The 12,641-nt window shown below is 67.8% G+C and carries 9 protein-coding genes and 1 pseudogene; 5 read left to right on the top strand and 5 right to left on the bottom strand.

Going from position 1 to position 12,641, the window contains the following annotated elements:
* The first annotated feature begins 30 nt into the window (after window positions 1–30).
* Window positions 31–348: a hypothetical protein gene (locus tag RHA1_RS43325; RefSeq protein WP_011600383.1), complete on the top strand. Its 318-nt coding sequence runs from the start codon at window positions 31–33 to the stop codon at window positions 346–348.
* A gap of 323 nt (window positions 349–671) precedes the next feature.
* Here RHA1_RS43325 and RHA1_RS43320 read toward each other — a convergent pair.
* From RHA1_RS43320 to RHA1_RS51270, 3 genes and pseudogenes are all read right to left on the bottom strand, one after another.
* Window positions 672–1,518 (bottom strand): annotated as a pseudogene (locus RHA1_RS43320) (alpha/beta fold hydrolase).
* A 329-nt stretch (window positions 1,519–1,847) separates the two neighbouring features.
* Window positions 1,848–2,327, bottom strand: coding sequence for a transposase (locus tag RHA1_RS45265; RefSeq protein ID WP_050787702.1), 480 nt, complete (start codon window positions 2,325–2,327; stop codon window positions 1,848–1,850).
* A 58-nt stretch (window positions 2,328–2,385) separates the two neighbouring features.
* Window positions 2,386–2,544: a hypothetical protein gene (locus RHA1_RS51270; protein ID WP_011600380.1), complete on the bottom strand. Its 159-nt coding sequence runs from the start codon at window positions 2,542–2,544 to the stop codon at window positions 2,386–2,388.
* Window positions 2,545–2,801: 257 nt separating this feature from the next.
* Between RHA1_RS51270 and RHA1_RS50150 the strand changes: the two genes are divergently transcribed.
* From RHA1_RS50150 to RHA1_RS43300, 3 genes are all read left to right on the top strand, one after another.
* Window positions 2,802–2,984: a hypothetical protein gene (locus RHA1_RS50150; RefSeq protein WP_041813729.1), complete on the top strand. Its 183-nt coding sequence runs from the start codon at window positions 2,802–2,804 to the stop codon at window positions 2,982–2,984.
* 1,300 nt (window positions 2,985–4,284) lie between these two features.
* Entirely contained in the window at window positions 4,285–4,638 is a 354-nt protein-coding gene (locus RHA1_RS43305) for a DUF732 domain-containing protein (protein ID WP_050787701.1), read from the top strand.
* Window positions 4,639–5,000: 362 nt separating this feature from the next.
* Window positions 5,001–7,043: a serine/threonine-protein kinase PknD gene (locus RHA1_RS43300; RefSeq protein WP_011600376.1), complete on the top strand. Its 2,043-nt coding sequence runs from the start codon at window positions 5,001–5,003 to the stop codon at window positions 7,041–7,043.
* 142 nt (window positions 7,044–7,185) lie between these two features.
* On the opposite strand, the gene RHA1_RS45260 is transcribed toward RHA1_RS43300, so the two are convergent.
* Window positions 7,186–7,674, bottom strand: a complete 489-nt coding sequence (locus tag RHA1_RS45260) for a MarR family winged helix-turn-helix transcriptional regulator (protein WP_011600375.1) — start codon at window positions 7,672–7,674, stop codon at window positions 7,186–7,188.
* A 333-nt stretch (window positions 7,675–8,007) separates the two neighbouring features.
* Here RHA1_RS45260 and RHA1_RS53135 point away from each other — a divergent pair, with 333 nt between their 5' ends.
* Window positions 8,008–9,924, top strand: a complete 1,917-nt coding sequence (locus RHA1_RS53135) for a serine/threonine-protein kinase (RefSeq protein WP_011600374.1) — start codon at window positions 8,008–8,010, stop codon at window positions 9,922–9,924.
* Window positions 9,925–10,191: 267 nt separating this feature from the next.
* Here RHA1_RS53135 and RHA1_RS43285 read toward each other — a convergent pair whose 3' ends face one another.
* Window positions 10,192–12,549, bottom strand: coding sequence for an ATP-binding cassette domain-containing protein (locus RHA1_RS43285; protein ID WP_041813727.1), 2,358 nt, complete (start codon window positions 12,547–12,549; stop codon window positions 10,192–10,194).
* Between the last annotated feature and the right edge of the window lie 92 nt (window positions 12,550–12,641).

Below are 12,641 nucleotides of genomic sequence, written 5' to 3'. Positions count from 1 at the left end.
GAGTTTCGCCGAGCGAAGAGGTGCATCAGTATGGCCCGATACAGCGGCAGCCGGCCGGTCGATGGCCCGGAGTTGACGGTCGGTGTCCGGGTGCTGGTCCGCAGGAGCGCCGGGGCCGATCTCACCGGTGAGGTGGCCGAGGACTATGCGGCGGTGACCGACCCGGGCGGCGGCGGGCATGAGTGGGCGCCGGTGCATCGGTGGGCGGTCGCGCTCGACGACGGGCGGCTGGTCTTCGCCGACACCGAAGACCTGACCATCGATCCGGGCTTCCAGCGTTCCGACCCGAACCCGGACCCGGGCCCGGATTCGGCCATGCGGACACCCGGCCGCCACCGGGGAGAATGATCGGCGGCATCCGCCGCCCGCGGAGGCGTTCCGTCCTCAGGATTTCGGGGATGCGGTTGCGCTGCACGTCCGGTGGAGACCAGCGCGGAGCTCCTCTCTCACAGCGAAATCCGACCGCAGCAGCGAGGGAATCTCTCCTCCGATAGGTTTGGACGGAATTCGGATTCCGGTGCCGCGCCGTAGGTCCGTGCCGTCCGCCGCCGTGCTGAAGCAGCTATCGGTTCCGGAGTGGCGCCTGTCCGCGACCGGTGACCGTGCCGCGTGGGTTCCTACCCCAGGTACTGGGTGGGTGTTGTGTCCGGCGTCGGTCACCTGAGCCCGAATCAGGTGGCGCTGCGTTCGGCGGCTCCGACCGCGTCGAGCACGGCGGCACGCGTCGAGACGTGTGGGGTGAGAGCTGTCTCGACGGTTCCGATGTTGAGTAGTTTGCCGCCATTTGGCCTCGTCGAATCTTGCGGTCAGATAGCAGCGGTCGAGCATGGTCACCGTCTGTCCGCGCCAGTCGACCACCGCACGCAGGGTGCGTAGGTAGGCCTCGCACGCGGTGGGCTCGGGAAGTTCGGTCAAGATACGCACCAGATCCGGTGTGTCGTGCAGCGCCGCACCGGGGCGCAGGGCAGTGCCGTGCAGTCGAGTCAACACCGTTCCCACCCATCGCACCGCGGGCACCGCTCCCGGCAGGCGCAGCAATTTCAGTGCCTCGTTGAGGATCGGTGTCGCCGCGAGCCGCAGGAGTGGATGAACGTCCTTGGTGATACCGCCGGCGGAAACCAGGATGAGCCGATCCACCATCTGTGGGAACTGGTAGGCGAACTGCATCGCGATGCCGCCGCCGAGCGAATGTCCGATCACGGTGGCGTGGTCGATTCCCAGGGTCGAGAGTAGATCGCGCATGCCGTTGGCATAGGCGGCGACGGAGTAGTCGGCACGGGGTTTGTCGGAGCGTCCGTGGCCGAGGAGATCGGGTGCGATCACGGTGTAATTCTCGGCGAGGTGCGGGATGATCTCGGTCCATGTCGAGGAGTTGTCGCCGATGCCGTGCAACAGCAGCAGCGCGGGGCCGTCACCGGCCATGCGGAAGGCGCGCCGGTATCCGTGGATGGTGCGAAACAGCATTTGCGGCTCGGTGTCGGGCACCGGCCTGAGCCTGCGTATGCGGCTGGGGTTCATGGCACCCTCCTCGACTGTCGCGTTCTACGTCGATTCTTCGCTGCGCACCCCTCGGCACCCGTGACGACACGCCCCACCCGAGGTGTCGACATCAGGAGGGTTGTTGCCTTTCTCCCGTGCCCCGTAGTGGGCGCGAGAGCGTTCGCTGGTTATTCGCGGTGGAGGCCGCGGCGTTACACGCACGTCGGCGCGATTCGGGTCGAGTGTTGTTTGCTCCCGGACGGGGATCGGATCAGTCCTTGTATGACCCGAAAATAGGATGATGAGTGGGCAGACCGAAGGCACCCGGCTGAGCCGGGTTATGTTGTTCTGCCGCGTTGAGTTTGGGGTCAGGCGGCGGTGTCGGTGATGACGGCTTTGCCGTCGCGGATGGCGATGTGCTGGCCGGTGAGTGCCTGGAGCTGGGTGGCGAGGTCGCGGGCGCGGCGGTGTTTGTTGATCCGGGATTCGTAGTATCCGGGCCCGAGGTCGCAGAATTCGGCGTCTGGGTCCGAGAGTAGGTGGTAGACGACGGTGAGTACCGAGTTGCCGGTGGCGACGATCGCCTTCTGCTTGCCGCGGCGTCGCGCGAGGCGCCGATAGCGGGTGCCCAGGAAGGTGTCGGCGCGGGAGTTGGCGAACGCGATGCGGCCGAGAGTGCCGGCCAGCCATGGGTTGCCCTTTCCGCGGCCCTTGCTCATGGACTTGCCGGCGGACTGGTGGGTCTGCGGGCAGAACTTCGCCCACGACACCAGATGCGCGGCGGATGGGAATCGGGTCATGTCGACCCCGGTCTCGGCGATCAACTCGGCGGCGGCAACGGTGTTCACGCCGACGATGTCAGCGAGGCGGGTCGCCTGTCGGGAGAAAGGCTGATCGCGTCCTCGATCAGCGCGTCGAGTGCGGGATCTGGGCGCCGATCCGGTCGCTGTTGTCGAGCATCATCTTCAGAATCGTCGCGTGGTGGTCGGTGAAGAATCCGCGCAGCGCCTCTTCGAGCTGGTCGGTCTTCTTCCGTGCACCGCTCTTGGCCAGCCGACTGGTCATGCTTCCGACGCGAGCCCCAAGCCGATGCCCGCAGACACCACTTCAGGCGCCGACTCAAGATCCAGGCATTAGCCCTGTAGTACTAGTTCGCGTCGGAGGTCCTCACGCATCTCGTCGAGGCGCAGGGATGCACGATCGGTGAGGGTTTGAGCTCCGGTGGAGGAGGGGTTCATCGGTCAGGAGTTGATAAGGGATCGGTAAGGGCGGGGGCGGATTCTTGGATTTGTCATTCCGCCCCGTTTTGAGGAGTTTCCGCCATGTTTACCCCCCACATCCGCCGTTTTGCCCGTTCGTCGATGTTGTTGTCGGTTATCGGCTTGTCCGTGCTCGGTGGTGTCGGCGCAGCGAACGCGGCTTCGGCCGGCGCGCCGCGCCACACCGACGACGTCTACATCTGCTGGTATGACGACGGTTATTCGACCACGTATTGGTATTGCTGATACGGCTGCCCTGCATTACGTCCGCCCCGGTCCGATGTTGGACCGGGGCGGACGTAGTCGTGTGTGGGGGAGAGGGTTTCGCCGTGCCCGATCAGCGGCGGTGGACCGTACTCCGGGAGGTCGTTGGCCGGGTTGTGCGGTGAGGCAGGGGGTTCACGGTGCGGGACGGCCATACCTGTGCGTGGGCCGCTTCTGCCCGGCGTCGCCTGCGTCCGCGGCGAACTGCCTCGGACGGGGGATTGTGAACCATCCCGAGTCTGATGCACACAGTGTTGTTTGTGTGCGAACGGTTGATCGGCACGGTGTGCAGCGTACTGCTTGACGTCGTACTCGGTGGGCGGGATCCGCCCGGGCCGGTGCATCAGCCGGGCGGTGTTGTACCAGTGTGTCCAACGCCGAAGTGGCCTCCTCGACGTCGCTGACGGTGCGCAACGGCCCGACGCGGAACGGGGAGTGGTCAGCGATGCACTCGGTCGTGTAGGCCCGGCCGTCGTCTCGGTGAGGGCGTTGTCGAAGGCGTCGGCCAACGTCCCGATCGACGGCAGCAGTCCCTTTAAGAACAGGGTCTCCTGCGAAGCGCAGAGCCGTATATTGCGACCCTGATGTGATGAATATTTTTTTCGCGCAATGGGTCACCGGGCATCGTCCGCAACGTGCAGGTTTTCCGCTCGCGCCGCGATCGCGGTCTTGCGTCAGGCGTAGAAGGTCCTCGGGGCGATGGTGCACCGGTGCTCGGTGGGCACCCGGTGGATCGGTGCGACCGGCAGCTGATCGCGATGTTCGGTGATGAATCGGGATCATGTGTGTGTGGGGGGTAGCACTTCCGATCGGATAAAGGCGTTGCAGTCTTTAGTATTTCGATGGTCTTCTCCGGCTCGGCGTTCTTCCTCGCCATGCCTGCAGTTCAGCTTTGGCCTCGGATGCCGGCGCAGCGGGCATGTCGCCATCGCCCGATTCCGCCTTATGGACCCGCACCGCGCCGTATCCGTCTTCGGTGATATCCGCTCGGTGATCGTGCGGATCGCCTCGTACTCGTCAGGTGTACCCGTGGCGGTGCTCGAGGGCCAGGCGCACGGCCTTCCTCCCGTACCTGGGCGCGGTAGCTATTCGGCATGAGGATCACCTGCCCCGAGAAGGAAGGGGTGCATCGAACGCGGGACGATTCATGGTGTCGAGCTCGGTGGCCTGCCTGTCGGTTTCATTCTCGGGCGTTCAAGAATTCGGTAAGGGTTCGATCAGGCCGGTCTCCCAGACTTTCTCTTGTCAGTTTCCCCCGACGAAGACAAAAGGAACGCCTGTCATGTCCATTCGTATCACCACCGCCGCCCGCACCCTGACCCTGGCCGCCGTGATCGGGGTGAGTGCCCTCGGTGCCGTCTCGGTCGCCAACGCCGATACCGCCTCGTCGCTCTCCGGCCAGGACGCGGTGTTCGTCGAGGGCATGGCCGATGAAGGGATCGCGTTCAGCACTGACGACGCCGGGGTCGGGCTGGCCCATCACATCTGCGGCGAATTCGCTGATGGCGCCACCTTCGAGGAGGTCGCTGCGGAAGGTCTGCAGCATTCGTCCCTGTCCGCGTACGAGGTGGGTTACGTCATCGGTGGTTCGGTGTCGGTGTACTGCCCTCAGTACACCGACCAGCTGCCCGTCTGAGCGCGGTCCTCGTGCCCCTGTGCCGCCAGCGGTGCGGGGGCACGGGTGGGTCTGTCCGCGAGAGCAGGTGGAGTGGTTTCTGTGCCCGGACGCGGGCAGCGCCCTCGTTCACGCCGCCCCACCGACGCCGAACGCGAAGGCGGACCCGGAGTTCTCGGCGGACGCATGATCGCGGGTGTTCGGAGGCGCGACGATCCACCTCGGCACCCGTATAACTCGGATACCGAGTTATACTTGGTGGTGCGTTCGAGCGGTCTGCCGGTCGTCCGAGGGACCGCTGCTGCTCGCGTGGCGGGCGTGGCGGGCATGCCGACCATTCGTGGTGCGTGCCATGGATCGGTTCATCAGGCGAGGTGGGGCTCGTGTGGTGGCTGGTCCGTAAGGGCGGCGGTGACCTCGACCGTGACGCTCACGAGGACGACTACTCGTGCACACCGGAAATGAGTGAGGCGGTCTCCTGTGATGGGCAGGGTGGGTGCGTGGGGATGAGCGAGCACGATCTGGTGCCGGGTGCGATGTTCGCCGGATACACGATCGAGCGGGTGCTCGGTACCGGGGGGATGGGCACGGTCTATCTGGCGCGGCACGGGAGTCTGCCCCGGGGGGTCGCGGTGAAAGTTCTCGATGGGACCGCCGACGACTACGTGCGGGCGCGGTTCGTGCGCGAGGCCGAACACGCCGCGCGACTCGAGCACCCCAATATCGTGACTGTATATGACCGGGGCTGCGAGGGGGACCGACTCTGGATCGCCATGCAGTACGTGGCGGGAACGGACGCGGCGACGCTGCTGCGGCGCGGCCCGCTGCCACCGGATCTGGCCGTCCACATCGTCGCCGAAATTGGGCAGGCCCTCGACTTCGCGCACGAGCACGGCATCCTGCATCGCGACGTCAAGCCGGCCAACGTGCTGCTCGCCGGGCGACCGGCCGCCGGCGGCGGGGTGTGGCGAGTGTTGCTGACGGACTTCGGGATCGCGAAGAACCTGGACGAGACCCGGCGTCTGACCAGGACGGGCATGCTGGTGGCCACCCTGGTGTATGCGGCACCCGAGGCTCTGGTGGCGGGGGTCGAACTCGATCCCCGCGCCGACGTGTATTCCCTCGGGTGCATGCTGTTCCAGTTGTTGACCGGTCGGCTCCCGTACTCGGGGTCGGCCGCTGCGGTGGTCGATGCGCATCTCAACCAGCCGATCCCGCGGCCGACCGTGCTGCGACCCTCGCTTCCCGACGCGATGGATCCGGTGATCCGGCAGGCGTTGGCGAAGGACCGCGACACCCGGTTCGACAGTTGCGGCGCGTTGGCGCAGGCGGCGCGCAGCGCCCTGTCGTCCCCCCGGCCGGCGCCCGGACCACGGGAGATCCGGACCCCGCCGACACCCCCGGTACCGGACCGGATCCGCGCCCCGAGCCCTCCTCCTCAGGTCCGGGCGGCGACCCCGCCCCGCCGGGTGCGAATCGACACCCCGCCGCCCCACCGGGGTGTCGAGGGCGCAGACCGGCCGGGCGGCACCCGCGCAGGTGGGCAGGCCGGACCGGTGCGCTGGTGGCGACGCACGACGACGATCGTGGTCGGTGTGCTGGCCGCGATGGTGGTCGTGGGCGCGGGGGTGGGTGCGGTCGCCGCCTATCTCGCGTCGCCGCACCCACCGGCCGCCCGGACCCAGACCGCGCTCGCCTTCACCGGCCTGGCGAGCCCACAGGGGGTCGCGGTCGACGCGGACGGGACCGTGTTCGTCGCCGATTCCTTAAACAACCGCGTTCTCGAACTGGCCAGCGGCGCAACCACCCAGACGGTGCTGCCCTTCAGCGGGCTCGACGACCCGCTGGCGGTGGCGGTGGACGCCCGCGGGAACGTCTACGTCGCGGACACGGGCAATAACCGGGTCCTCGAACTGGTCGCCGGCTCCGCCACTCCCACTACCCTGCCGTTCACCGGACTCGATGAACCCCTTGGGGTTTCGGTCAGCGACGGCGGGGACGTCTATGTCGCAGACGGGGGCAACAACCGGGTCCTGAAACTGGCCGCCGGGTCCGCCACTCCCACCACGCTGCCGTTCACCGGACTCAGCCGGCCCACCGATGTCACCGTGAGCGATGCGGGCGATGTCATCGTCCCCGACTCGCGGAACCATCGGGTCCTCGAGCTCACGGCCGGAGCGTCCACCCCCACCACCCTGCCGTTCAGTGACGTTCACGCACCGAACGCGGTGGCGGTCTCCGACGACGGCGAGGTGCTGCTGACCACCCTGGACTCCAACGACGTGTTCGAACTGGAGTCCGGTTCATCGGCCCCGGCCACTCTTCCGTTCACGGGCCTCGATCGACCCGCCGGAATCGCCACCGGCGACGATGGTCACCTCTACCTCTCCGACCTCGGGAACGACCGGGTGCTCGAACTGGCATAGCCCCTGGCGACCAAGGTGGCCCCTCGACCTGCAGGGAGCCACTCGGATCGAGTGCCGCGCATGAAGACCCCGATCCGCGCTCCATCCGGGTGCGATCCCGCGGGGTCGACGAGAGCGAGAGCCCCTGCCACCGGCGCGCCCGTCAGGCCGTGGTCTTGTCGTCCAGCGCTCGTCGGGAGGTCTGCGGTTTCGCGTCCGCCCGGACCCGGTTGTTGATGGCGGCGCTGGCCTCGGTGATGAATTGATCGATCAGGCGCTGATCGGCGGGGGGCATCGGGTGGTAGACCTCGCCGAGCATCTCGCCGAGTTCCCCGTAGATGCGACTGAATTCGTCGCGGCCGTGGTCGCTGAGCGAGATGAGTCGCTTGCGCCGGTCGGTGGGATGCGGCACCCGTCGGGCGTATCCGGCCTGCTCGATCCGGTCGACGAGTTCGGTCGCGGAGGCACTGGTGATGGTCAGTTCGGCGGCGAGTTCGCTCGCGGTCAGGGGGCCGTTGACGTAGAGATGGCCCAGTGCCACGGTCTCGGTCACGCCGATGCGCAGGTGCCCGCGCGCCGCGTGACCGCGATACCGCTCCACCGCCAAGACCAGATCGCGGACGGCCAGCGCCAAGCGAATATCGCGTTCCATGCCTGTCAGAGTACCCGGGATCGACCAGGGCTCCGTGCCTTCAGGATTCCTTGTGTCTCGGCTACCGAGCTATTAGAGTCGGGGTGGTAGCGCAACGACTTTGTCGGCCTCGCGCGCGAGGCGATCTAGCGATGGAGGGGAATCTGGGCGGGAGCTTCCTCTACAGCGCCGTGGTCCTGCCCGCCGCAACACCAGTCCTGCGCCGATCGCGTGCGCGGCCCGCCCGAGGCGACAGAGGCCACCGCTCGACCTGCACTCCCCGTTCCCCTTGCCGATCACGATGGTCGCCGGCGGAAGGCCGCCTGCGACCATCGCGCCGAAGGGAGTGCAACGATGAGCGGCACCGCGCAGGGATCACGGATCGGTACCCAGTTCGGGCATTACCATCTCAAGAGGCTTCTCGGCAAAGGCGGCATGGGCGAGGTCTACGAGGCGTACGACCTCGACAAGGACCGCACCGTGGCGCTCAAACTCCTCCCCGACGCCTTGGCCGATGACCCGATCTTTCGGGAACGTCTGCGCCGCGAATCGCACGCCGCCGCCCGCCTGCAGGAACCGCATGTCGTGCCGATCCACGACTACGGCGAAGTCAACGGCGTGCTGTACATCGACATGCGCCTGGTGCAGGGCACCGACCTGCGCTCGCTGTTGACCCGCTACGGGCCGCTGGCCCCGCCGCGGGCGGTCGCCATCATCAGCCAGATCGCCGCCGCCCTCGACGCCGCCCATGCCGACAAGCTCGTCCACCGCGATGTGAAACCGGAGAACGTCCTCGTCACCCGGGAGGACTTCGCCTACCTCGTCGACTTCGGCATCGCGAACACGGCCACCGACGAAAAACTGACCACCCTGGGAACCGCCGTCGGTACCTACGACTACATGGCCCCCGAACGCTTCGAGGGCGACGGCAGCGAGGTCACCTACCGCGCCGACATCTACTCGCTGGCCTGCGTTCTACACGAATGCCTCACCGGCGCCAGGCCGTATCCGGCGGACAGCATCCGGGTGAAGATCAGCTCGCACCTGTTCGAGCCACCACCGCGGCCCAGTGTGGCGCGCCCCGGCGTGCCGGCGGGCTTCGATGCCATCATCGCCCGCGGCATGGCGAAGAGCCCGCAGGATCGCTACGCCACCGCCGGCGATCTCGCACTCGCCGCCCACGACGCCCTCAGCGCCGGCGATCAGGACGAGGCCGCCACCCTCATCGAGAAAACCCAGGGCGACGCCGCCGAGCCAGGCCCGCCGGATGTCGCGAGACGGGCCGGCACACCCCCACCGGCGCACACGCCGCCGCCCGCCCCCGCACCACCGACCTACGTCGACACCCCGCCGCCTCTGCCGTACGGAACCCGCACGCCGACACCTCCGACGTACGGCACCCGCACGCCGACACCACCGCCGTACGGCACCCGCACGCCGACGCCACCGCCGTACGGCACCCACACGCCGACACCACCGCCGTACGGCCCCGTGCCACCGCACGAACCCGGTGCCCCGAATGCCAACGCCGACACCTGGATCGACTCGCACTCACCGACCGCGGGGCACGGTGGGGCCGGCGCGCCCCCCGGGTGGGACAGCACGCAGGTCGGCCCACCCCCACCCCCGGGGTGGGGCGGCCCCCAGCAGAGCCAGCCGCCGCGCCCGGGTCCGTCCAAGCGGATGTGGATCGTCTTCGCCGGCGCCGCGCTCGTCGTGGTCGCGGCCGCGGCCGGTGTGGCGATGTGGCTCGCGAAACCGGCACCCACGCCGCCCGCACCGGCTCCCGCGCCGGTGTCCGCACCCCCGACGTCCCCGGAACCGTCCGGCCAATTCACCGCCGCCGATGAGCAGCTGATGCAGGTCATGCCCACCGGATACGGCGAATTCAACTGCCAATCGGAACAGCCGACCCCAGGTGAACTCTCCTCCCTCTCCTGCCAGCCGAACCAAGCCACCGGTGCACCCTCCGCCCGCTTCTTCCTGTTCACCGATCTCGCGGCACTGCAGAGCCATTACGACGATGTCCTCAACGAAACGGAGGTCATTTCCTGCCCGAGCGGTGGCGGCGGCCCCGGCCCGTACAGTTCGCACGGTGAACCCCAGACCGTCGGCCAGGTAGCGTGTTTCATGTCCGCCGACACCCCGCCGGTGCCCGCCATCGCCTGGACGAATGAAGCCGATCTGGCGATCGGAAAGGTCTTCGCGGACGACCCGAACGGCATGACACCCATGTACGAGTGGTGGACCAAGCAGGGGGCATTCGAATAGGACGGGAGCGGCCTGTGGCCGCCGCGCCGTGTCACGGGCACCGCGGGTGCTCGACCGACCGGGGTAGTCGCCGCGCGCCACCGCTGCCGACCCTCCCGCCCGCGGCGGAACCCATTGCCGCCGAGCCGGTATGGATTGCCGCTCGGTGGGTTTTCACCGGCGACTCGCAGGCCCGACCGCACCTGCCGCCTCCGAGGAACACCCCGGTGCGGTGCACGGGAGCAGGCGGGGGTTACGTCGTCATCGCCGCCGGGGGTGTCGGCGCGTTCATCGGTCGACACGACGGCGGGAATCGACTCGGCCGAGCAGCAGAGCGAGTACCACGATCATGATGACGGCGAGGACACCGCAGATCGCGAGGTCGGTCAGCCAGACTCCGGGGGTGTGCCGCCACAGCGGATCGCCGGCTCCGGGAGAGCCCGGCATCGCCGCCAGGTCCACGGTGGAGGCGGCCATCGCATAGGTCCACCGCGACGGGGAGAGCCAGGACAGCTGTTCGAGGGGCACACGCCCGTGCAGCGGGAACAGGCCGCCGCAGAGGATGAGTTGGGCCATGACGACGAGCACCAACAAGGGCATGCCCCGGTCGGCGTTGTCGATCATCGCCGAGATGAGCAACCCGATGATCATCGAGGTGACGGTCACCGCGATCACCGCGATCGCGATCTCGGCTTCACCGGATCCCAGCAGGGCGGCGCCGTCCGGCCCCGGCCGCCCGGCCCATCCCAAGATCCCCAGAACCAGCCCCTGCAGACCGGTGATCACGGTGAGCACCGCAAGCTTGGAGGCGAGATAGGCGTTGCGGGACAGACCGATTGCGTGTTCCCGTCGGTAGATGGCCTTTTCCTTGACGATCTCGCGGACCGCTGCGGCGCAGCCCATCAGGGCGCCGCCGATGATCAGCAGCACCAGTAGCTGGCCGGGCTCGTTCGAGTGCTGGACCGCTGCCTCGGTGAGCGAGAGCCCGGCGGTGCCGGGAACGGCATGGGTGAACAGACTGAGCAGGAGCGGCAGCGCCAGCAGGAAGGCCGTGTACTGGCGGTCGGCCGCGATGACGGCCAGGTAGCGGCGGCACAGGATCGCGAACTGGGTGAGCGCGGATTGTTGGGCGTCCGGGTTCTCGGGCGGGGACCGGTGTCCAGGGGGTGCGGGTGAGGCATCGGTCGGGCGCGGCCCGATGTACACCGGGTACAGCGGCGACTGCCGGAAGCGGGCGGCCCAATCGGTGACGGTGTCGTGCTCGAGCAGCGTGAACAGGTCTGGGAAGTCCTCGCAGCGAAAGTAGGTCAGCGCTTGCCCGGGCGGTCCGAAGTAGGCGAGCCGGCCGCCGGGGGCGAGGACGAGAAGCCGATCGCACAGGTCGAGTTGGGAGACATTGTGCGTCACAACCACCACCGACCGGCCCTCATCAGCCAAGGCGCGCAACGTCTGCATCACCGACTTGTCGTATCCGGGATCGAGCCCGGAGGTCGGTTCGTCGAGGAACAGCAGCGAGGGTTTGGTCAGCAACTCCAACGCCACGCTGGTGCGCTTGCGTTGTCCCCCCGAGAGGCTGGTGATGCGCTGATCCGCCTGCCCGGTCAGCCCGAGCTCACCGAGCACCTCGTCGATGCGCTGCTGCCGGGCCGCGGCGGACACGTCCTGCGGAAACCGGAGCCGCGCCGCGTAGTTCAGTGCACGGCGCACCGTGAGCTGGGTGTGCAGAATGTCGTCCTGCGGGACGAAACCGATACGGTGTCGCAGTTCCGCGTAGTTCGCGTACAGATCACGCCCACCGTAGTGCACGGCCCCACTCGTGGCCGGCCGGAACCCGGTCAGGGCATTGAGCAGGGTGGATTTTCCGGCCCCGGTCGGTCCCACCACCGCCAGCAGGCTGCGTTGATCCAGGGTGAACCCCACACCCGTGAGCAGGACACGTCCGTTTGCGGTGACCGACTCCAAGTCGGTGGCCTCGAAGGACACGTCACCGGTGTCGACGTATTCCTCGAGCCGGTCACCGTTCAGACGCAGCAGTTGATGACCGACGCCGATCACGTCCGGCTCACCGATACGCGCCTGGGACGCCCGGATTCCATTAACGTAGGTTCCGTTGGCGCTGCCGAGGTCGACGATGTCCCAGCTCCCGCCCGAGAACCGCAGTTCCGCGTGGTGTCGGGAGACCAGCAGGTCGTCGAGGATCACATCGTTGTCGTCGGTGCGACCGATCCTGATCCGAGGCTGCTCGATCGCATGAACAGCGGTGGGGGGCCGCGCTGATCGATCGCCCTCCGATTGTGTGGGCGCAGGTTCCGGGGGTGGTGCCGACGGTACGGGACGAAGGTGTAGGACCACACCGTGGGACGGGTTCCCGAGCACGACCGTCGTGGGTCCGTGCACCGGCACCTGATCAACCCGATGCCCGTCCAGGAAAATGCCGTTTCGGCTGTGATTGCTCAAGGTCCAGCCGTGCGGTGTCGTGGTCAGGACCGCATGCGAGCGTGAGATGCGCGGATTGGCCAACTGTGCATCGGCGGTCTCGGACCGGCCGATGGTGAAGGTGTGGCCCGGTGCCGCCCGCCACCGGTGCCCGTCGGCCGCAACTTCCAGTGCTGGTGGCCCGTTGGGTGGGGAGTCGTCGGGGTTCATAGGGGCAGTGCCGGGAGAATATGTGTGTCGGTGCGATGGTCGCGTACGCGAACGTCGAAGTCCGGCGCCCCGCGGCCGGTGGTTGCGTACCG

It is taken from the genome of Rhodococcus jostii RHA1, from assembly GCF_000014565.1.
Classification (GTDB): Bacteria; Actinomycetota; Actinomycetes; order Mycobacteriales; family Mycobacteriaceae; genus Rhodococcus_F; species Rhodococcus_F jostii_A.
This window is presented reverse-complemented; position numbering and strand designations above follow the sequence as displayed.